Source organism: Peristeroidobacter soli (genome assembly GCF_004138485.1).
In the GTDB taxonomy this organism is placed as follows: domain Bacteria; phylum Pseudomonadota; class Gammaproteobacteria; order Steroidobacterales; family Steroidobacteraceae; genus Steroidobacter; species Steroidobacter soli.
This window is the reverse complement of the sequence record NZ_RYEV01000007.1, coordinates 253905-276307: the sequence shown is the minus strand read 5'-3', so window position 1 is coordinate 276307 and position 22403 is coordinate 253905. Positions and strand designations below refer to the sequence as shown.

The following is a 22403-nucleotide window of genomic DNA, read 5'->3' as shown; positions in this document are numbered from 1 at the left end:
GCTCCCGGCTTCCCGCGGGATGACCGCGGCTGGGCTTCTTTGCATCGCACAGCCTCCCGGCCTCGCCGGTGTCGGGCCGCGATTCACCGGCATCGTCTTCCGCCGGACCGGCCGGCCCATCATGATCCATCAGGGGCTATGTAAAATCCCTCCGAGGTCGGGTCATGAACAAACTTCCCATGCTGGGCGGGCTCGTCGTTCTGGCGCTGTTAGGCGGCTGCAGCGACGGCGGTCATGACGGCGGCGGTGACGGAGGTCCCGTGGTGAGCGAACGCCGCGAGGTCCAGTCCTTCGACTCGATCAGCCTGCAGGGCGCGGCCAAGCTGGAGATCAAGGTGGGCGAGCCGGTGTCGGTGCTGGTCAGCGGCAACGAAACCTCCGTCGGCCGCACCGAGACCAGCGTCAGCGGCGGCACGCTCCATATCAAGAACAAGGCGCGCGACTGGGTGATCCGGAACAACTCGCGCCTCACCATTCAGATCACGGTGCCCAAGCTCGACTCCCTGGAGCTGGAAGGCGGCAACGACGTGAGCCTGGTCGGCTTGCATGGCGGGGACACCAAAATCAAAGCGGCCGGCGCGGCCAATATCATCGCGAACGGTCGGTTGGATGAGCTCACGGTGCGATTGGCCGGGGCGGGTCATGCCGATCTGAGCAAACTCACGGTGGCGGACGCGAAAGTAACGGTCGATGGCGTGGGCAGCGTGGTCGTGAACCCGCAGGAATCGCTGGATGCGACGATGAATGGCGTCGGCGCGATCTTCTACACCGGTTCGCCGCGCAAGGTGAACACGCGCATGAACGGCTTGGGCACGATCTCCCGTCAGGATCCGAGCGAAGCCTCGAATGCCGAGCCCATGCCGGAACCCGAAGCGAAACCCGCCGACCCGGACTCACAGCCGTTGGAGCGCGAAGATCCGAAGCAGGAAAAAGTGGATCGTAAGGAAGGCCGGATCATCGTCATTTAAGCCAGATCGGCGAGCGGCGCCGGCACCTGGCGCCTCAACAACGCGCCGCGAACCTGCCATTGCTCGGCCGCTTCGAGCTGTTCGATGAATTTCACTTCGCCGCCGACATAGATGGCCGCCGGCACACCGTCTCGATACAACACACGATTGCCCGTCAGCGCCGGCAGTCGCCCGCCCGGTGTGAGAATGCCGACGAGATTCAGCGGATCCGCGGCGGATAACGACACGAGTTGCAGATCGTTCTCACGTCGACGCACTTCACGCAGCTGACCGATCGCCTCCGGTAGTGCGAACTGTTCGCCCGAGAAACCCGCAACGAACCGGCCGCCACGAATTTCTCCGCGGGCTTCCAATCGACGGAAACACATCAGCAGATCGCGCCACGGTGGCAACCAATCGGCTTCGCGCTCCAGCAGTTTCCAGAACACGACGCCCCAACGCCTCAGCAACGTGTGACAGATATGCTCGATGGCCTCGTCATTGCGCGGAGGCATGGGCTTCGTGTCGTCGAGCTTTGCTTCTTTTCTCCGGACCAGCGCCCACCGGCCGGCATCCTGCATGCCGAAGATGGCGATGCGGCGCTGTCGGCGCCGATCGCGCGCGCTGTTGCGGCGTCGATCCGCTGGCATCAACAACGCACGCAGGCCGCCGAAGCTGTCGGAGTTCACCAAACCAAGCGCGACCAGTTCGCCCAATGCTTCTTCCACTTGGACGGGCAGCAGCCCGACGTGATCGACGATCTCATCGTAAAACGAGGCGCCGTTCTCTTCGATGTACTCGGCAACGCGCTGAGCTTTGTCGGTGAGCTGCGAGCGTTCGACGCTGGTGGAGAACTGCGACCACTGTTTCACATTGCGTCGAGGCAGCAGCGCGATCGGTGTCGAGCGCACCGGCGCGGCACCCCGCTCCGAGTCGCCGCTGCGAGTGGCGAGACGGGTCCAGATGATGCGACCGGCGAGACATTGTTCGTCCAGCCACGCGGGTTCGTACTCGGCGATGCGCGCCGGCAATATTTCTGTTTCCCACGCGCCGGCAGGCGCATCGAAGCCTTCCTGTTGAGAAAGGATGGCAGGCACTGAGTCCGGCCCCTGCATGCGATGGTTCGGCGTCACGCGCTGCCAGTCGAACAGGAAGCGCAGGAAATCGCGCGCCTGCACCGGTTCGATCTCGGCGCGCAGCCGTTTCACCGTGTAGCGATGAATGCGGGCCAGCAGGCGACGATCGCACCATTGAGTGCCAGCGGTGCTTTCCGACTCGAAGGTGCCGCGCATGGCGGTGCCCTCTGCTTCGAGCGCCAGCAACGCGCCGTCGACATCTTCGATGTTCCCACCGAACGATGCGGCGAGTTGTGCGGCGGTGGTCGGGCCGAGTCCGCCCAATCTGCCGCGCACGATCTCGCGGGCCGCTTCGTCGCGATCACGTTTGGCCGCGTAGACGGCGGGCACGACGATTGGCGGGTTCATCGAGACATTGGGGAACAGCGACTCGAAGTAAGGCACGCGCTCCGTCGCGACGAAGACGGTTGTATCGCCGGTGTCGAGCTTGGTCAGTCGTTTCTGTGTGATGAGGTCCTGACACAACGCCGGCCAGGCCGGTTGGCTCTCGACTTCTTCAGTCGTCAGGAAGGTCAGCCACAGCAATGCATCGTGCAGCTGATCGGCGTTACTGGCGTCGGGCCAGGCTTCTTCACGAACCCGCGCGATCGCGGCGGGATCGAGCTTGCCGATGTCGGAAGCGGACTGCGGGTCCATCCAGCGACGGCTCATCACCGCCTGGGTGCGTCGCTCCTCGAGCGGTGCGTCGTCGAGATAGGCGTAGGGCCGCGCATTCAACACTTCCAGAGCGAGCGGCGATGGCTCGGTAAGATCGCGCGCTTCCACCTGGATCTGCTGACCGGTGAGTGCCCGCAGCAGCCGTTCGAAGCCTTCGATGTCCATGGCTTCTTCCAGGCAGTCGCGCACCGTCTGTCGGACCAGCGGGTGATCGGGTACCACGATGTCGCCGACAATGTTCTCGCCGCACGCCACTTGATCCGGAAACACCGACGCGAGCAGATCTTCCGCATTCATGCGCGCAATCTGCGGTGGGATCTTCTTGCCGCCGCGGAATCTTGGCAGCGCCAGCGCGATCGATGCGCCCCAACGCCAGCGCGTGTTGAACATCGGCGCATCGAGCATGGCTTGAATCAAGATGTCGCGCGCGGTGTTCGGATGCAGATACTTCGCGACATCCAGCAGCTCGAAACTGTGCGAGCCGGTCAGCGACAGGATGATGGTGTCTTCGGTGGCCGCGGCCTGCAGCTCGAAGTTGAACGTGCGGCAGAAACGCTTGCGCAGTGCCAGGCCCCACGCGCGATTGATCCGGCTGCCAAACGGCGAGTGAATCACCAGCTGCATGCCGCCGGACTCGTCGAAGAAACGCTCGAAAATCACTTTCTTCTGGGTCGGCAGCGCGCCCAGCGCGGCCTGCGCCGCCGCCAGATAGGAAACGATCTGACCGGCGGCAACGTCGCCGATGCCAACGTCTTCGGTCAGCCACTTGAACGCACCGGACCTGGCCGTGTCGCCGTTATAGGTGTGTTCGTCGAGCCGGCCTTCGATCTCTTCGCGCAGGCGCGAGACGGCAGCAGACAGCTCATCCGTCCGCCCCGGCGCTTCGCCGAGCCAGAAGGGAATGCTCGGGGCTTCACCCTTCGCGTCCTGTACCCGCACCGTGTTGCGCTCGACGCGCAGGATTCGATACGACGAGTTGCCGAGCTGGAACACGTCGCCGGCCATGCTCTCGACTGCGAAGTCTTCGTTGAGTGTGCCGACCAGAACGCCTTCTGGCTCGAGCATCACCTGATAGTCGGCCGTGTCCGGGATCGCGCCGCCTGAAGTAATCGCGGTCAGGCGCGCGCCCTTGCGGCCTTTGATGATGTGATTGACGGCATCGTGATACAGCAAGGCGCCGTGCCGACCGCGACGGGTCGTGAACCCCTCGGCCAGCATGTGCACGATCTCGTCAAACGCCTCGCGCGTCACGCTTCTGAACGGATACGCGGAGCGAATCAGGTCGAACAGCACTTGTTCCGTGCACTCGCGGGCAGCGGCTTCGGCGACGATTTGTTGAGACAGCACATCGATCGGTGCGACCGGAATCTTCAGTCGATCCAGCTCGCCTCGACGCACGCTGTCGAGCAATGCCGTGCATTCCAGAAGATCGTCGCGCGACTGAGGAAACAAACGCCCTTTCGGCGTCGCGCCGACCGCGTGACCGGAGCGCCCGACTCGCTGCAGAAATGCGTTGATCGTGCGTGGCGAGGCGATCTGACACACCAGATCGACATCGCCAATGTCGATGCCGAGCTCTAGCGATGCAGTGGCTACCAGCGCTTTGAGCTGGCCGAATTTCAACCGCTGCTCGGCGTCGAAACGCAGCTCCTTCGCCAGGCTGCCATGATGGGCGGTGACCGAGGGTGGCGCGTCTTTGGGTTTGTCCTTGTCCAGGCGCTCGGTGAGCTGACGACAGATCCGCTCGGCCGTCCGTCGCGTGTTCACGAAGATCAGCGTCGTGCGATGTTCCTTGATGAGCTCGGTGAGACGGTCGTAAACCTGCCCCCAGGTTTCATTCGACATCACCGCTTCCAACGGCTCGTCGGGCAGCTCGATGGCCAGATCACGCTTGCGAATGTGACCGCTGTCGACGATGGTGCAATCGGCCTCGCCGTTCGGCAGCAGATAACGACCGCCGACCAGAAAGCGCGCGACTTCCTCAATCGGCTGCTGAGTCGCCGACAAACCGACGCGCGTCAAGCGCCGGCCGACCAGTGCTTCCAACCGCTCCAACGACAGCGACAAATGCGAGCCGCGCTTGCTGCCCGCGACGGCGTGGATTTCGTCGACGATCACTGTGCGCGTCGTGCTCAACATCTCACGACCCGACTCCGAGCCGAGCAGGATGTACAGCGACTCCGGCGTCGTTACAACAATGTGCGGCGGCTTGCGCGCCGCCTGCGTGCGCTCGTATTGAGGCGTGTCGCCCGTGCGAACCCAGGTGCGGAGATCGACATCGCGCATCCCCAACTCGAGCAACTTGTCGCGAATGCCCGCGAGCGGTGCTTCGAGGTTGCGATTGATGTCGTTCGACAGCGCCTTCAACGGCGAGACATAAACGATACGCGTCTCATCCGGCAGCCCGAACTGCTCGCCTTCCCGGATCAGCTCATCGATCGCCGCCAGAAACGCCGCCAGCGTCTTGCCTGAACCCGTGGGAGCCGCGATCAGTACATGTTTTCCCGACTGAATCGCCGGCCACGCATCCGCCTGCGCCGGCGTGGGCGCAGGAAAGCGACTGTTGAACCAGGCGTCGACCGCCGGATGGAAATAAGGGGTGTGACTCATGGGGGCAGCGTCGAGCATACCCCAGACGTTGAGAACGATGACGCGAGTTCAAGAGCGGGTCTGGGGACGGATGGCATGCTGCCCCTGATTCCTGCCAAGGGGCGTCTTGTTTCGCCCAGGGCGCCGTTATAGCGGCCTGAATATGCTCGCTCCCTCTCCCGCGATGGCCGAATGGAATTCGACGGCATACCGATCCGTCATCCCCGCGACGAAATCGCAGATGACGCGGCATGTGGCCGCCTCGCTTTCATGCTGGGCCGAGTGGTATCTGCTTTTCCAATCCTGCGGCAGCAAGCCGCCCTTGCTTTCGCGCAGCGCCGTGAAGATATCTCGAACGATGTCCTTGCCTCGGTACTCCACGACAGCGAGGCGCGGCGACCGGATCACCAGCTCGAAATTCAGATGTTTTACGATTTCGACTTGAATCAAGGCGTCGCGGGTCAGGCGCACGGTCGAGAAGGCTGGGTAGGATTCGTTCCAGGCAAGCTCGACATTGCTTATCAGTCTTCCAACTCGGTCCGCGGTGAAGAATGTGCGCGAAGTGCCGTTGGAACTCAGGTTGCGATCGACAGTAAAACACTGCACTCCCGCGAGCGCGGTTTTTAGCAGTTCGCTTGCGTTCGGCTCCGCTGGACAGCTGCTGCCGAACCCGGCGTCTCCGAAGATCTCAGCGGCGAACTCCCAAAGTTCTCCGGCTGCAATTCCCTCATAGCCGTTCTCGGCGAGGCTCTTGTTTGTCCTTCGGAGGACGGCGACGCAGATTTGTTCGTCGTTTATCAGCGAGTCCATCAAGGTGAGCGGGGTCGCGAAACCGGCGTGCATCGAATCTTCGAGATCGTAGGTCGAATACGCGATATCGTCCGCCAGATCCATGATCTGACATTCCAGTGTCTTGAACCTCCCCGAGTAGCCCTGGCTCACAGCGGCTTTGATTCTTTCGACGAGAGCAGCTTCGGTCTCGTAGTAGCCCTTTTCGATCAGGGCTCCCGTGGGCCGCTCGAGTGCAATGACTTTGTCGTACTTCAGAATCGATGCAAGGGTTCGATGGCACAGGTCCAGTCCGCAGTCGTACCGTCGTATGCCTGCCCGGTCGATGATCTCCTTGCGCTCGACCTGACCGAGAATGCGAAGGGTCTGGGCGTTGCCTTCGAAGCCGCCGAACTGACGCATCAACTCGTCGAGAGCACGTTCCCCGTTGTGGCCAAAAGGTGGATGACCCAAGTCGTGAGCCAGGCCCGCGAACTCCACCAGGTCAGGATCGATTTGAGGTCGCTGCGCGTCGAGGGAGTTGAGTCGCCGCGCTATGCCACCGGCGATCTGCGCCACTTCCAGCGAATGTGTCAGCCGGTTCCGAAAGAAATCCGACTCGGTCCCTGGAAATAACTGGGTCTTGCCTTGCAGGCGTCGAAAGGAAGGTGCGTGCAGCAGCCGGGAGTAATCTTTTCTAAATGGGCTGCGACCAGGCTCGCGAGTCGCGTCGGCGCCATCCGCGCCGCTTATTCGTGTGATGTCACCTGCAGTGTAGAGCTCTGGCATCTGCCATAGACCAGAGCCGGGAGCGTAGTGGCCCCCATAAAGTGCTAGCCGCGCTGAGCGGCAGCTTTCCTTGCGGCAACTGCGTCCTTGGATTCACGCAAGATACGATTCACGCGCTCCATGCGCTTTTGAGCCTCTTGCTGTACCCCCTTGATCGCTTCATACGGGGCATTGAGCTGTTCCCGATTGGCCGAAGCAGCGACGGTTTTGTTGTTGCTCATTCAGTAATCCTGGCTGGCGACGCCGTTGATAGGGCAAGTGATAGCAGAAAATGCTATCACTTGCTGCCGGCGTTGGCTTGCAGAATTGCGTTACAGCTTCGCCTGAGCATCCAGCGGCCGGAAGCCGCCGCCCAGCGCCTTATACGTTGCGAGCAGCGCGGTCGCCGTCTGCGTCTCGCTCAGAGCGAGTTGGTCTTCCGCCGTTAAAGCGCTGCGCTCGGCGTCGAGGACGGTGAGGAAATCGGCGACCCCGCTCTCGTACCGGGCGCGAGCCAGCGTTACGGCTTCGAGGGAAGCGGTGGTGCTGTCTTGCAGGTGAGCTTGTTTCACCTTGGCCTTCACGTACGCAGTCATGCTCGCATCGGTTTCTTCCAATGCTTGCAATACCGTCTGCTCGTACACGGCCAAGGCACGATCAGTCGCGGCTTCACGCTGTTTGATCTGCTGACGGACGCGACCGAGGTCGAACGCGGCCCACTGAATGCTCGGGCCGAAGGCGTAGCTTTCGGAGCTGGCCTTGCCGAGGTCGCCGCTGTCGATGGCGTCGAAGCCCCAGCGGCCGACGAACGAGATGCGCGGGAACAAATCACCGACCGCGACGCCGATCTGTGCGGTGGCCGATGCCAGTTGGCGCTCGGCGACCTTGATGTCAGGCCGACGACGTAACAGCAGTTCCGGCGTGCCGATGTTTTGAGCGGTCGGCAACGTGGGCAGCTTCTGCACATTCGAAAGCTGCGGAATCAGCGCTTCAGGCGACTTGCCCGTCAGCACGCCCAGTCGCAGGATGCTGCTGGTGATCGCGGATTCGAAATCCGGAATCGTCGCCAGCGTCGCGGACAGCTGGGCTTGCGCGCGTGACGTATCGAGTTGCGTGCCACGGCCGGCATCGAGCCGGGCAGTCGTGATTCGAAGCGTCTCACGCTGGTTCTCAGCGTTACGTTGAGCAACTTCGAGCCGCTGCTGTGAGCCACGCAACTCAAAATAGTTACGCGCGACTTCAGCCGTGATGCTCACCTGAGTGCTGTACACGCCCGCCTCGGCCGCCTGTACGAGCGCCGAGTTCGCCTCGACGTTGCGACGGATGCGACCGAAGAAGTCCAGCTCCCAGAACGCATCGAAGCCCGCATCGTAATAGTCCTGATCACGCGCGAAACCAGCGGCCTGACGTACGCTGCCTCGTGATTCGGTCTTACCGCCCGAAGCGGTCACTGTCGGCGCGAAGTCCAGTCGTGACTCACCTCGAATGGCACGCGCTTCCCGCAAGCTGGCAGTCGCGATGCGAATGTCATGATTCGCGGTCAGCGCTTCTTCGATCAACGAGTTCAACTGTTCATCGTTGAAGGCTTTCCAGAAATCGCCCTCGACCTCAGCCGTCGCGAACTGCGCCGGATCGGTGCTCACGAATTGATCGGGCGACTTGGTCTCGGGCTGTTTGTAATCCGGTCCGACCGCGCATGCGGCGAGCACGGCGCTCACCGCGAGGACGGACAACTTCTTGCTCAGACTCAACGTCACTTGTTTCAGGTTACGCATGATGGGCCGCTCCTTCGATGGCCTCTGGTTGTTTATGCGTGCGGAACTTCTTGACGACGGCCGCGCGCAGCAGGACGTAGAACACCGGGGTCAGGAACAGGCCGAAGAAAGTCACACCGAGCATGCCGGAGAACACGGCGATACCGATGGCGTGACGCATCTCCGCACCGGCGCCCGACGCGAGCACCAGCGGCACCACACCCATGATGAATGCGATCGAAGTCATCAGGATGGGGCGCAGTCGCAGGCGGGCCGCTTCCAGCGCGGCGTTGAACGGATCGACGCCGGCCATCTCGCGGTCCTTGGCGAACTCGACGATCAGAATCGCGTTCTTGCTCGCCAGGCCGACCAGCACGAACAGTGCGATCTGAGTGAAGATGTTGTTGTCGCCGCCGGTGATCCACACACCGAAGATCGCGGACAGCAGCGCCATCGGCACGATCGCAACGATGGCCAGAGGCAACGTCCAGCTCTCATACAGCGCAGCGAGTACCAGCACGACCAGCAGCACGCACAGCGGGAATACGAACACCGAGCTGTTGCCGACCAGGATTTCCTGATAGGTCAGATCGGTCCACTCGTACTTCACGCCGTTCGGCAGGTTCTCGGCGAGGATGCGCTCCATCACCGCCTTGGCCTGACCGGTCGAATAACCCAGCGCCGGACCGCCGTTGATGTCGGCAGTCAGATAGCCGTTGTAACGGAACACTCGATCCGGGCCGTAGGTCTGCGACACCTGCACGACCGAGCCCAGCGGTACCATCTCGCCCGCTTCGTTACGCGTCTTCAATCGCAGAATGTCCTCAGGCTTTGCGCGGTAGTCGTAGTCCGCCTGCGCGATCACCTTGTAGGTGCGGCCGAAGCGATTGAAGTCATTCACGTACTGGGACGCGAGATACACCTGCAACGTCTCGAACACGTTGTTGAGCGGCACGCCGTGTTCCTTCGCCTTGACGCGATTCACGTCGGCGAGGATCTGCGGCACGTTCACTTCATAGTTCGAGAACACACCCGTGAGCTCCGGCGCCTGCCGCGCTTTCGCCATCACCGCCTGCGTCGCCTTGTACAACTCGTCGTAGCCCAGGTCGGCGCGATCTTCCAGCTGCAGCTTGAAGCCGCCGAGCGTGCCGAGACCATTCACCGGCGGCGGTGGGAACGTCACGATCTGCGCTTCCTTGATGGCGCTCAGCGCACCGTTCAACTGCTGCGCGATCGCGAAGCCGGACAGCTCAGGCGTCTTGCGCTTGTCGAAGTCCTCCAGGCCGAAGAACACGATGGCCGAGTTCGGGCTGTTGGTGAAGCCGGCGACCGACAGGCCGGGGAATTGCACGGCATCGCGCACGCCCGGGATCTTCTTGCCGATCTCGCCCACCTGACGAACGATATCGTCGGTGCGATTCAACGAAGCCGCGTTCGGCAATTGAATCAGCGTGATCAGATACTGCTTGTCCTGCACCGGAATGAAGCCCTTCGGCGTCGCCTGGAACAGGCCCCAGGTGGCGACCAGCAGCAGCGCGAACACACCCATCGTCATGCTCTTGTGACGAAGCACGCCACGCACGCCGCCGACGTATTTGTCACCGGAGCGATGGAAGAAGTTGTTGAAGGCGCGGAAGAACCGGCCGAACACCTTGTCCATGCCCCGAGTCAGCGCATCCGGCTTGGCGCCGTGCGGCTTCAACAGCAGCGAGGCCAGCGCCGGGCTCAGGGTCAGCGAGTTGATCGCGGAGATCACCGTCGAGATGGCGATGGTCAGCGCGAACTGCTTGTAGAACTCGCCGGTGAGACCGGTGATGAACGCGATCGGCACGAACACCGCGACCAGCACCAGGGCGATCGCGATGATGGGGCCACTGACCTCATCCATCGCCTTGTACGTCGCCTCCAGCGGCGCCAGTCCAGCCTCGATGTTTCGTTCGACGTTCTCGACCACGACGATGGCGTCGTCGACCACGATACCGATGGCCAGCACCAGGCCGAACAGCGACAGCGCGTTGATGGAGAAGCCGAAGGCGAGCATCAGCGCGAACGTGCCGATGATGGACACGGGGACGGCGAGCAGCGGGATCACCGAAGCGCGCCAGGTCTGCAAGAACACGATGACCACGATGACGACCAGCGCCAGCGCTTCCAGCAATGTATGAATCACCGCCGTGATGGAGTCGCGCACGAACACCGTCGGGTCATAGACGATTTCGTACTTGATGCCTTCGGGGAAGTTCTTGCTCAGCTCCGCCATGGTCGAGCGCACGGCGTCCGACAGCTCCAGCGCGTTGGCGCCGGGCGCCTGGAACACCGGAATCGCGACCGCCGAGCTGTTGTTCAACAAGCTGCGCAGGGAATATTGGCCGGCACCGAGCTCGATGCGGGCCACGTCTTTCAGCGTCGTGACCGAGCCGTCCGGCAGCGCCTTGACCACGATGTCGCTGAACTGCTCTTCGGTGATCAAGCGGCCCGACGCGGTGACGTTCAATTGATAATCGACATTGGCGGGCGCGGGATCGGCGCCGATGACGCCGGCGGCCACTTGCACGTTCTGTTCGCGAATTGCATTCACCACGTCGCCGGCGGTGAGGCCGCGGCTGGCGATGCGCTCCGGATCGAGCCACACGCGCATGGAGTAATCGCCCGAACCGAACAAGCGCACGTCACCCATGCCGGGCAGACGCGCGAGCACGTCGCGAACCTGCAGGGTCGCATAGTTACGCAGATAGACGGTGTCGTAGCGGCCGTCCGGCGAAGTGAGGTGCACGACCAGCAGCAGGTCGGGCGAGGCTTTCAGCGTCGTGACGCCGACTCGCCGCACGTCTTCAGGCAATCGCGGCAAGGCTTGCGCCACGCGGTTCTGAACTTGCACCTGCGCCGTGTCGACGTTGGTGCCGAGACGGAAGGTGACGGTCAGAGTCATCAGGCCGTCGCTCGTGGCCTGCGAGGACATGTAGAGCATGTTCTCGACGCCATTGATTTCCTGTTCGAGCGGCGCGGCGACCGTTTCGGCGATCACCTTGGGATTGGCGCCCGGATACGAGGCCGTGACCACCACCGTCGGTGGCACGACTTCCGGGTACTGGCTGATCGGCAGCTTCCACATGGCGATGGCGCCGACCAGGAAGATGATGATCGAGACGACCGCGGCAAAGATCGGTCTGTCGATAAAGAAGCGTGCGAATTTCATAAAGAACTCCCCACAAAACGGGGGCGAAAGCGTCCCCTAGGGCCGCTGCGCGGGGCAGCAGCCAGACAGGTCATGCAAAACTTCAGCTGGAGATGCGCCCGCTAACAGTGCGGGCGCACCGATTTCTCAAGGCTTGGCCGAGGCGAGCATCGCGCCTTCGATCACGCGCGCGTCCATCGCGACCTTTTCAGGAGCGACGACCACGCCGGGATGCACTCGCTGCAGACCGTTGACCACCACGTTCTCGCCGGGCTGCAGGCCGTCCTCGATGATGCGCAGGCCATCGGTGAGCCGGCCGACCTTCACGGTGCGATAGGCGACCTTGTTGTCGCCATCGAGCACGTAGACGAACTTCTGGCTCTGGTCGGTACCGACGGCGCGATCGTCGACCAGCACCAGCTTGCGCGAGGACTGACCGAGCAACTTCACTCGGGCAAACAAGCCCGGCGTGAGATAGCCGTCCTTGTTGTCGAACGAAGCGCGGGCGCGGATCGTGCCGGTGCGCGGATCGACCTGGTTATCCACGAACGTCATCGCACCCTTGTGCGGAAAGCCCTGCTCGTTCGCCAGCGCCATCAACACGGGGTTGGCGGCATCGCGCGAGCTCGGACGATCGCCACGACGCGCCAGCTCGGAGTACTTCAGGTACACCTGCTCGTCGCCTTCGAAGGTCACGTAGATGGGATCGATCGACACCACCGTGGTCAGCAGCGTCGCCTGCGTCGAGCCGCCCGTCACCAGGTTGCCCGAGGTGACGACCGCGCGACTGACACGACCGCCGATCGGCGCGGTGACGCGAGTGAATTCGAGATTCAACTTCGCGGTGGTCACGGCCGCACGAGCCGCTTCGACGTTGGCCTGCGATTCGCGCTGCGCGTTCAGGCGCTGGTCGTACTCTTCACGAGAGACGGCTTTCACGCCGAGCAGCTTCTCGCTGCGCTCCACGTCGGTATTGCTCAATTCGGCGCGGGCGACGGCGCGAGCGAGCTCGGCCTCCGCCTTCGACAGATCGGCGCGATACGGACGCGGATCGATTACAAACAGCAGATCGCCTTTCTTCACGATGCTGCCTTCGGTGAAGTTCACGCTTTCGATATATCCAGTCACGCGCGGGCGGATCTCCACCGATTCCACCGCTTCGAGGCGGCCGGTGAATTCATCCCACTCCTGCACGTCACGCTCGAGCGCGGCGGCGATTGAAACCTGCGGTAGCGGAGCGGCAGCTTGCGTCTGCGCTTCGCTAGAGCAGCCCTGCAGCAGCAGTGTCAGCACGGCGGCGGCGAGTGCTGGCAACACCACGGTCACAAAACGACCGGCGGGCTGGCTGTCACGAGTTGCATTGTTCATTCGAGACTCCCTCAAATCCTTAAAGACAAATCCCCGTAGGCAGGGGCACTGCCTGACTGGGGTGCGACTTTAGGCATCGGACGCAAGCGGAGAAATCGGGTTGAGCGCACGACATTGATGAAGTCGGATCAGGAATCACGATTAACTCGATCGGTTATTTCGATATGCCGTAATCAAACGTCGCAAGAAATTGCGACAATGACGGCATCGCGGCAATAACGTGACAGGTAATGGAGACGCCGGATGATTGTGGTGCATCACCTGAACAACTCGCGCTCGCAACGGGTGTTGTGGTTGTTGGAAGAGTTGGGCGTTCCTTATGAGATTCAGCGTTATCAGCGCGATACCCGCACCATGCTGGCGCCCCCGGAGCTCAAGAGAGTGCATCCGTTGGGTAAATCACCGGTGATTACCGACGAGGGGCGCACGATTGCCGAGTCGGGATTGATCCTGGAATACCTGGTCGAACGCTACGGCGACGGAAAACTGGCACCGCCACCGGGCTCGGAGGAGCGATTGCGGTATCGATACTGGATGCACTACGCCGAAGGCTCGGCCATGCCGCCGCTCTTACTAAAGTTGGTGTTCGATCGGATCGAGAATGGACCGATGCCTTTTTTCATCCGGCCGGTCGCCCGGGGCATTGCGCGGCAGGTGAAGCAGTCGTTTATTACACCCCAGTTACAGCTGCACCTGGACTATCTGGAAAGTGAGCTGTCGCGCAGCGAGTGGTTCGTCGGTAATGAATTCAGCGCCGCCGATATTCAGCTCAGCTTTCCCTTGGAGGCAGCCGCGATGCGCGGCGGCCTGGATCAGAGCCGGCCTCGGCTCCATGCGTTTCTACAAAAGATTCACTCGCGGCCGGCGTATCGGCGGGCGCTGGAGCGGGGTGGGCGATATGACTTCGGGCCGCAGGAATGAGCGGCCCGGTCACTGTTTCTTGCAGGCCAGGAGCATTTGCCTCAGCCCCGGCCCGACGGACATCTGCCATTCCGCATTCGAGGTATTCAGGACATCGAAGAACTTCTCTCCCAGCGCGGAGGCGGCCAGCCGTTCAATCTGAGCCCGCTCTTCCGGCGTGTATTCGACCGGCTTCGCCTCGACGCCAAAAGCCTGCCTGCCCACCAGGCTCAGCGCCTCCTCCACATACTTCGCCGCCGCCGTGGTCGACGCGAACGTATTCAACTTTTCGAGGTCGGCAGGGCTGAACAATCGCCGGAACATCGCTTCATGCTCGGGCGCCAGCTGCGTGTCGTCGATAGTGGCGATGCACTCTGCGTTCAGGTTCGGATTGGGGCGATGTTCCGACGCCAGTTTGAACGTCGCGACCGAGATCCTGGACCCCAACGTCGCCGCCGCGCCGAATTCGGTATCCGCCGCCTGCGAAATGCCGGCGCCGAACACTGCAGCTATGAGCAACCCGCGCAAGTTTGAAAGCATCCTGGCCCCCGGCAATCCGATTGTTAGTGCGAATCCTAACTCAGCAAGATAATCACGGATGAGACGGCGGACACTGCTGTCCGCTGCACGTCAGCGAATTGAAATCGTAAACGGCGGAATGACCGGGGTTGCCGGCGGGTCGAGGGACGCCGCGCAGAATGAAGAAGGTCGCCGCATCGGCGCCCAACAGGCCGCTCGGATAGGTGAAGGGCGCCAGCACGACGTAGGCTTTGGACAATCCGGGCCTGGCTGTGGGGGCCGGCGCGACGATGACCCAGGCGTCCGCGTCGGCGGGCGTGGCTGGACGGAGCACTCCTTTCGCGACGGCACTATCGATGCCCGCCTGCCCGGCCAACGGTGCATCTCGATCACGAAACGATTCGGGCGGACGGGAGCCCGAGGTCAGCAGCTCCGAGTCGGCCGACAACGAATCGCCGACCAATATCTTGCCGTCGCCGCCGCCTGGGAAAACCTGGTCGACAGACTGTTGGAAGACCTTTCTGGCGATGTAATTGGCCGAAGCGCTCTGGATGCCGCTCACATAGAAATATCCGCACGGACCTCGGTTGTCGTAGCTGCTGTTCAGCACCGGCACCGACTCTTCGAGACCGGCGACCGCCTGATTGTGATAACCGGAAATCATTACCGCGACGATCCGCGTACCTTTGCTCCAGCCGACATTCCAAACGGACGGCTCGTACGCGCCGAGCAGCAGCACGACCGGTTGCAAAGGACTGTTCACGGTGATGTCGAATCGGGTCGCCTCGTGTCCGCTCTCATCGATTTGATAGCCCAGCCGGCGGCCGGAATAGCCGCCGGCCGCGTAAACGCGCACATCGCTCGGCAGTGTGAGATTCGTGAATGCGCAGACGTCAGGCCCGGCGCGCGTCGCGGATGCATCGAACTTCAGATCTTCAGCCAGAGCTACCGATGACAGAAGGAACAGGACCACCGTCCATTGCTTCATGAGTTTGGTCGCATCAAGGCGGCGCGGCGGCGGCCATGCGTGAGACGCGCGCCGGAGGGGCATCGGTGCTGGCGCCGTTGGTTGCGGGCATTCGATCGGGGGTGAGCTGCGGGAACAGGCCGCTCACGAATTCGATGAAAGCGCGGATCTTCGCGGTCGGTTGCCGATGCTGGGGATAGACCACCGAAACAGGCCACCACGCGCCGTCATTCCAATCTTCCAACACGGGTTGTAACAATCCCGACGCGATCTGCGCTTCAGCAGTGAAGTCCAAGGTGCGGACGAAGCCCGCGCCGCTGACAGCAGCCGCCACCGCCGATTCAGGATCGCTGAACGACAGCGGCGCGGCCGGCGTGAGCGTGTGATCGACGCCGTTCTTTCGGAACATCCAGTCACGAATCTGATTGCTGCCGGGCCGGAACATGGCGATGCATTGCTCGGGCTTGAGGTCTTCGGGGGACTTCGGCGGACCGCCCATGCGCTCGATGTATTCAGGCGAGGCGCAGGTCACGCCGCGCAGATTGCCGACACGGCGCGCGATCAGGCTGGAGTCGGACAGATTGCCGACCCGCAGGGCGGCGTCGATGCCTTCCTGCACCAGATCGATCACCCGGTCGTTCATGCTCATCTGCACCGTCAGCTCGGGATTTTGTTCAATGAACCGCGGCAAGGCGGGCACGATGATCTTGCGGCCCAGGGAGATGGGCACGTCGACGCGGAGTTTGCCCCGCGGAACACCACGCGACTCCGACACCTCGTTTTCCGCCTGGTCGAGCTGCCCGAGCGCCTCGCGACAGCGCTCATAGAAGCCCGTGCCCAAGTCGGTCAAACTCAGCGAACGGGTAGTGCGATTGAGTAGGCGCGCCCCCAGGCGTTCCTCCAGGCGGCTCACCGCCTTGCTTATCGCCGAAGGGGACATACCTAGTGTCTGTGCGGCGGCGACGAAGCTGTGGGCTTCAACGACACGCACGAACGCTACGATGTCACTGAAATTGTTCATTCAATGAATTCTTTCCCTGCAGTCACGGAACCATGACGTGGGTGCATTGTAGGCTCGGAATTGATGACCGTAACGCACGAAGTTTTTGCTCTCGCGGTGGTTTACCGCAGTGGGAACCTTGCTTAATGTATCGCCCAATTTCGCAACCCTTGATCAAGACCTGCTACTGGGGGATTGAACGATGTTTCTGGTGACGGACGTAACGGGCCATGTAGGCCGAGCAGTGCTCGCCGAGCTAGCCAATCAGCCCGTAGCGGTCCGTGCGCTATTACAGGAAGCCGTCGATCTGCCGATCAAGGCCCCGAATATCGAGGTGGTCCGCCTCGATCCGGACGATCCGGGCAGTCTGCAGCGCGCCTTCGAGGGCGTCGAGGCCGCGTTCCTGGCCTCCAATTTTTCCCCTCACATTGCCGAAGCCCATCTGAAGATGGCCAATGCCGCCAAGGCGGTGGGCGTCAAACGCTTCGTGCAGCTGTCGGGCGTCGGTGCCAATCCGCAGATGTGTTGTGCCCGCATGCTTCGCTGGCTGGGCCAGGCCGAAAGCGGCGTGGCCGCCTGTCCGGATGTTGCCGTCACGCGACTGCGTCCGGCTTACATGCTCCAGTTGTTGTTCGAATTCGCGCCCACCATTGCTCAGCAAGGCCTGATTGCCGGCCCGTTCCGCTCCAATGCCTGGAGCTGGGTCGACGCTCGGGACGTGGCTGCCGTCGCGGTCGCTGCTTTGAAAGATCCTTCGCATGCGGGGCGCATCTACACGGTGACCGGTTCGGAGTCGCTTAGCTTTCCGCAAATCGCTGACAGGCTCAGTCATATTCTCGGCAAACCGGTCCGCTACCATGACATCACCGCCAACGAGGCTCGTGGCTGGTTGCAGGGTAAGGGGCTGTCGCCGGTGATGATTGAAGCGAAGCTGGAATATTGGGACGCGTGCGCGTCCAACATGCTCAATGTCCCGCCCAATACCGTCGTACAGGACGTGACCGGCCGTCCGCCGCGCTCGCTCGAAGCGTTCGTGCAGGATTACAAGGCGCGGTTCCTGTCGGCGTCCGCGGCCTGACGGCAGGCTCAGCGACTGAAGCTCGGCGTCAGGCCGGGCGAAACGGAAATCTCGACGCTGCGTTGATCGTTGTCGACGGTGGCCATGCTCACCGGACGTCGCCACACTTTCGCGACGTACTCCAGCACCTTTCGAGCCCGTTCCGGATCGAGACCCCGGCCGTCGGTGACATGATCGTGATGTAGCTCGAGCTTGCCATCTACATGCACCCGAGCCGCGCTCACTCGCGGCGCGCCGAAACCGTACTTCGGATGCAGCAGCGCTTCGTGCAGCGACGGCAGATCCATATCCTGAACCGTTAATGTGCCCGTGGCCGGACCCTTGAAGCGGAACAGCTTGAGCTCCGTGGCCAGATCATGCGTGAGATGGTTGCGCACGAACGAGAAGTCGTCGTCCTCCGCCATGATCCGGCGCGCCGCCTCCAGGCCCTGTGCCTCCACGATCTTTTCCCAGATCGAAAAGCCGAGGTGATAAGGATTGGTCTGGAGCGCGACGTTATCGCCCGTGGCCGTCGGGCGTACGACATCCGAATGACATTTGATTGCGTCGACGTACGCGGCCGCGGGCAGGAAATCCGCCTCGCGCAGCAGCCGTGCGTGCCAGTACGAAGCCCAGCCCTCGTTCATGATCTGGCAGGCGAACACGGGATAGAAATAAAACGATTCTTCGCGGACCGCGAGGAAGATATCCCGCTCCCACGGCTCCATTTCCGGCGCGTACTGCGCGATGAACCACAGCAGATCGCTTTCGGGATGCGGCGGAATCGGCGCTTTCTTCGCGGGCCCACTGTGTACGGGGCGCGCGGTGTCCGGGCCGAGCGACGCGAAACGTTTCGCAAACTCATCGTTCACTGGCGGACCACGTTCCGCGATCATTTCAGGGTAACGCGGCCGGCGCAGACCTTGATCGATATCGATGTGTTGTTCCAACGACAGCGCGGCGTCGAGCACCAGCTCCACGCGTTCCAACCCATGCTCTTCGATCGCCATCGCGATCTGACGAGCATGAGCCGCGGCCTGTTCGACGATGTGCTCGCCGACTTGGTCCTGGCTGCGACGGAACAGCATGTTGTTCGCGGAGAAGTCCGCATGGCCGAGCACGTGCGCGGTCACCAGTACGTTCTCCGCCGCGCTATTGCTCTTCGCCAGATAAGCGCGACCGGGATTGCCGGGGAACACGACTTCGAACAGCCGTGACAAGCCCATGCGATGCTGAATCAGCTGGTAGATATAACGAACGCCGAACGACCAGTGGGGCATGCGCACCGGCAGACCGTAGATCGCGATCTCGGTCATGAAGCTTTCCGGCACCACCTCGAACTCGACCGGGTGGTACTTCAATCCCTGCGCGCGAGCCAACTGTTCGATGCGCGAGATATGGGATTGCCAGTCTTCTGTGTGCATCGTGTTGGGCATTGAGGTCTCAGGAACCCTGCGAAGCGTGGGTGAAGAAATGCCGCACGGCATTCCAGATGTCATCCGTACCGCTGACGCGATACGCGCCGACGCTATCGTCATCCCGCGACAGGTCGACGAACAATCTGCCGATCTCGCTGTCCGGCGCCGCGCCGGCCAGAGGTGCCACCTCTAGGAAGCCGCAGTAGTTGCAATCGCCCGATACTTCTTCCAGCGCGGCCTGCGCCTGCGGTTGATCGGACGGGAAATTCTCGCCGTCGGAGGCGTAGAACAAATAAATGTTGTACTGGCTCGGGCTGTACCGCTCTTCGATCACCTGGCGCACTTTCTTCAAGCCCGCCGAGGCGACCGTGCCACCGGTGCCGGTGACTTTGAAGAACTCGTCCTCCTCGAACTCCCAGGCCTCGGAGGTATGCGCGACGAATACCAGCTCCAGATGGCGGTACTGGCGACGCAGGCCCTGAATGGCCCAGAAGAAAAAGGTCTTGGAGATCTGCCGCTCGCGTTCGCCCATGCTGCCCGAAACATCGAGCAACAGAATCACGACGGCCTGCATCGCCGGCTGCTCGCGCTTGGCGAGCTGGCGATAACGCAGATCGTCATCGGTGAACGAAGGCGACTCGGCGCCACTCGCCGATTGCACGCCGCGACGTTTGATGGATTCCTTCATGGAGCGCCGACGGTCGAGTCGCGAGCGCGCGCCTCGGCGATCCCAGCCCTCGCGCGTCCAGTCGTCTTCCTTGGCGCGCCCGGCTTTGGCTTCGAGATTCGGCAGCTTCATCTCTTCCCAGAGCCAGTCGACGATGTCGTCGATACGGAACTCCAGGGTGTACTGCACGCCGCCGTCTTCATTGCCACCCTGACCGCGCTGATTCTCGCTGTCCTGTTGCGGGCGGCCGATGCGATCGCCGGGCTTGGCCTGACCTTGCCCGACGCCTTGTTGCTCGTTGGAATTGCGCAGCCGGAAACGATAATGCTCCAGCATCTTCACCGGCACACGCACAGTGCTTGCACCACCGGTGAGCACGTCCGCGCCCGCCACGATCTGTGGCAGATGCTGGCGCACGGCATCGCGCACCTTGTCGTTGTGTCGCAGCCAATCTCTCGCTCCGCGCGAGAAGAGGTCGTACCAACCGGCCTCGCCCGGGCTGCGATTGCCAGAATCACTTCCCGTTGCGTTGTCGCTCATGTCGCTCGCAACCCCCGTCTCGTTCGACCCAGCTGCTACAGTACTCCTGGAAGGTGCGCCGTGGACCGGTCTTTAAGAGACTACTCCTGGAAACACCATCCGGTTCATTCCTGGGCGAGCAAAGTCGTCACATAACTCAGCGCTTCCTTAGCGCTGTGATCGTCGTAACCATACTCCGAGGTCAGGCGATCCTGAACCGCGGAGATTTTCTTACGGGCTTCGTCGTCGGGCCGCGCCGCGGATGTCACCAGGCGCAACACGTCACGGCGCTCCTCGAACAGATACTGCTCAATGGCTTCGCGCATGCGCGAATGACTGTTGAGAGTGAATTTCTCACCCGCTTTGTACGCCACCATGGCCTTGCGCACCACTTCCTGACGGAAGGTGAGCTTGCCCGATTCCGATACCTTGATCTTGTCCTCGACCGAGCGCAGGAAACGCTCGTCGGCCGGACGCGACTCGCCGGTGATCGGATCGGTCACTTCGCGGTGATCCAGCGAGGCCTCCACTTCATCCAGATACTTGTCCAGCAATTGCTGGGCTTCATCCTCGAACGAGGCGAACAGCGCGCGATGCACATCTTCCTTCACCCAGCGGTTGTAGAAGTCCTTGCGCGCCAGTACCAGATAATCGATCCATAGCTTCTTGGCCTTCGCATCCATGCGCGCATCGGTTTCGATGGAGTCCTTGAGCGCGAGCAGCACTTCCATGCTGGTGAGGCTCTTCTTGTCGGTGCGCGTGATGGCGTTGGAAATCGAATTCACGATAAAGCGCGGACTGACACCTGTCAGACCTTCCTCGGGCGCTTCGGCGCGCAGTCGTGTGATCTCTGTCTCCGGGAAGCCTTCCACGCTTTCGCCCGCGTACAGGCGCAGCTTCTTCGACAGGTCCAAGCCTTCGCGCTCGGGCTTGTAAAGGCGCGTCAGCACCGCGAACACCGCCGCGAGCTTCAGTGCATGCGGGTCCAGATGTACATCGCGAAACGCGGGCGCCGCCGATACCAGCTTGTGGTAGATCCGCGATTCCTCGTTGTACGAGAGTGTGTAAGGCACCTTGACGATGACCATGCGGTCGAGCAGTGCCTCGTTCTCCTTCTCCTGCAGGAACTTGTGGAATTCCGCCAGGTTGGTGTGCGCCAGAATGGTTTCGTCCAGATAGATCAGCGGGAAGCGCGACACCTTTACGTTCTTTTCCTGAGTCAGCGTCAACAGCAGATACAGGAATTCGCGCTTCACTTTGAGGATTTCGATCATCTCCAGCACGCCGCGGCTAGCGGCATACACGGCGCCCGACCACGACCATGCGCGCGGGTCGCCCTCGTCGCCAAACTGCGCAACCTTGGACAGATCAACGGAACCGACCAAGTCTGCGAGATCGGCGGTGGTCGGATCATGTGGTGCGTAAGTGCCAACACCCACGCGCGATGCTTCCGAGAGGAAGACGCGCTCGACCGGCATGCGCAGGAAGTCGCCTTCGAACTCGCGCTCGAGTCGATCGCGTGCCCACGGACTCAACTCGCCTTTGATCTCTACGCCGTATGTGTCGCGGAACTCGCCACGCATGCTCGCGGGAATGAGATTGAGTGGCGATTCATGCATCGGCGAGCCTTGCAAGGCATACAAGGCCCCCTCGTCGGTGTGGCTATATTCCTCGAGGCCCCGCTTGAGCAGGATGGCCATGGTGGATTTGCCACCCGAAGGCGGTCCTAGCAGCAGTAACAAGCGTCTGCCGACATCGGAGCCGGCCGCGGCGGCTTTGAAATAATCGACGATGCGCCCGAGCGGCTCGTCGATGCCGAACAGCTCGCGCTTGAACAACTCCTTCGAGCCCGCGCCTTCACCGTTGCCGTTACCATTTCCGTTGCCATTGCCGTTGCCGACATTGGCGCCTGGTGCGGTCTTGCCGAACCAGTTGAGCATGTCCCATAGATATTCGTGGCTGCTGCGAGCCAGCTGCCGCGTGTTACCGGGAACAACGGTGCGAAGGAATTCCCCGAAGGTGCCCGACCAGTGTTGGGCTCGGTGGAATCGACTGTAGGCGCTCAAGGCCTCGACGAAGCTCTCGCCGCGTTGCGAGCTTCCTCTGGGGCTGTCTGACGTCATCGAACCGCCCTCCAATCAGCGAGCCATGAAAATGTCAGGGGCTCGCGGGTTCTATATACCTGTTACGACAG

At 62.0% G+C, this 22403-nt stretch carries 15 protein-coding genes; 3 read left to right on the top strand and 12 right to left on the bottom strand.

The window, feature by feature from the left end:
- The first annotated feature begins 164 nt into the window (after positions 1–164).
- The gene (locus EKO19_RS30550) at positions 165–968 is read left to right on the top strand and encodes a GIN domain-containing protein (protein ID WP_129781203.1); all 804 of its coding nucleotides are present in this window, start codon (positions 165–167) and stop codon (positions 966–968) included.
- On the opposite strand, the gene EKO19_RS30545 is transcribed toward EKO19_RS30550, so the two are convergent.
- The 6 genes from EKO19_RS30545 to EKO19_RS30525 form a co-directional block, all read right to left on the bottom strand.
- On the bottom strand, positions 965–5350 hold the full coding sequence (locus EKO19_RS30545) for a DEAD/DEAH box helicase (RefSeq protein WP_129781202.1): 4386 nt from the start codon (positions 5348–5350) through the stop codon (positions 965–967). The genes EKO19_RS30550 and EKO19_RS30545 overlap by 4 nt on opposite strands.
- A gap of 126 nt (positions 5351–5476) precedes the next feature.
- Positions 5477–6886 carry a dGTP triphosphohydrolase gene (gene dgt / locus EKO19_RS30540; protein ID WP_129781201.1) on the bottom strand — a complete coding sequence of 470 codons (1410 nt, stop codon included), beginning with the start codon at positions 6884–6886 and terminating at the stop codon, positions 5477–5479.
- 44 nt (positions 6887–6930) lie between these two features.
- Positions 6931–7107 (bottom strand): hypothetical protein, encoded by a 177-nt coding sequence (locus tag EKO19_RS38470; RefSeq protein WP_157995509.1) that lies wholly within the window; start codon positions 7105–7107, stop codon positions 6931–6933.
- 90 nt (positions 7108–7197) lie between these two features.
- Entirely contained in the window at positions 7198–8640 is a 1443-nt protein-coding gene (locus tag EKO19_RS30535; protein WP_129781200.1) for an efflux transporter outer membrane subunit, read from the bottom strand.
- Positions 8633–11815, bottom strand: coding sequence for an efflux RND transporter permease subunit (locus EKO19_RS30530; RefSeq protein WP_129781199.1), 3183 nt, complete (start codon positions 11813–11815; stop codon positions 8633–8635). The genes EKO19_RS30535 and EKO19_RS30530 overlap by 8 nt, the downstream gene beginning before the upstream one ends.
- 126 nt (positions 11816–11941) lie before the next feature.
- On the bottom strand, positions 11942–13162 hold the full coding sequence (locus EKO19_RS30525; RefSeq protein WP_129781198.1) for an efflux RND transporter periplasmic adaptor subunit: 1221 nt from the start codon (positions 13160–13162) through the stop codon (positions 11942–11944).
- A gap of 243 nt (positions 13163–13405) precedes the next feature.
- Here EKO19_RS30525 and EKO19_RS30520 point away from each other — a divergent pair, with 243 nt between their 5' ends.
- Positions 13406–14083 carry a glutathione S-transferase gene (locus EKO19_RS30520; protein ID WP_129781197.1) on the top strand — a complete coding sequence of 226 codons (678 nt, stop codon included), beginning with the start codon at positions 13406–13408 and terminating at the stop codon, positions 14081–14083.
- A gap of 9 nt (positions 14084–14092) precedes the next feature.
- Here the strand turns inward: EKO19_RS30520 and EKO19_RS30515 are convergent, their stop codons facing one another.
- Genes EKO19_RS30515 through EKO19_RS30505 form a run of 3 tightly spaced genes read right to left on the bottom strand, consistent with a single transcriptional unit; the run spans position 14093 to position 16569 of the window.
- Positions 14093–14602 carry a hypothetical protein gene (locus EKO19_RS30515; protein ID WP_129781196.1) on the bottom strand — a complete coding sequence of 170 codons (510 nt, stop codon included), beginning with the start codon at positions 14600–14602 and terminating at the stop codon, positions 14093–14095.
- 52 nt (positions 14603–14654) lie between these two features.
- Positions 14655–15569, bottom strand: coding sequence for a hypothetical protein (locus EKO19_RS30510; protein WP_129781195.1), 915 nt, complete (start codon positions 15567–15569; stop codon positions 14655–14657).
- Between the two features lie 13 nt (positions 15570–15582).
- A complete protein-coding gene (locus tag EKO19_RS30505) occupies positions 15583–16569 on the bottom strand; it encodes a LysR family transcriptional regulator (protein WP_129781194.1) in 987 nt (328 codons plus the stop codon).
- A gap of 181 nt (positions 16570–16750) precedes the next feature.
- Between EKO19_RS30505 and EKO19_RS30500 the strand changes: the two genes are divergently transcribed.
- Positions 16751–17626 (top strand): NmrA family NAD(P)-binding protein, encoded by an 876-nt coding sequence (locus EKO19_RS30500; protein WP_129781193.1) that lies wholly within the window; start codon positions 16751–16753, stop codon positions 17624–17626.
- A gap of 8 nt (positions 17627–17634) precedes the next feature.
- Here EKO19_RS30500 and EKO19_RS30495 read toward each other — a convergent pair whose 3' ends face one another.
- The 3 genes from EKO19_RS30495 to EKO19_RS30485 all read right to left on the bottom strand — a co-directional run bounded on the left by EKO19_RS30495 (position 17635) and on the right by EKO19_RS30485 (position 22332).
- Positions 17635–19041 (bottom strand): SpoVR family protein, encoded by a 1407-nt coding sequence (locus EKO19_RS30495; RefSeq protein ID WP_217705711.1) that lies wholly within the window; start codon positions 19039–19041, stop codon positions 17635–17637.
- Between the two features lie 7 nt (positions 19042–19048).
- Positions 19049–20230, bottom strand: a complete 1182-nt coding sequence (locus EKO19_RS30490) for a DUF444 family protein (protein ID WP_129781192.1) — start codon at positions 20228–20230, stop codon at positions 19049–19051.
- A gap of 104 nt (positions 20231–20334) precedes the next feature.
- A complete protein-coding gene (locus tag EKO19_RS30485) occupies positions 20335–22332 on the bottom strand; it encodes a PrkA family serine protein kinase (protein WP_129781191.1) in 1998 nt (665 codons plus the stop codon).
- Positions 22333–22403: the final 71 nt, after the last annotated feature.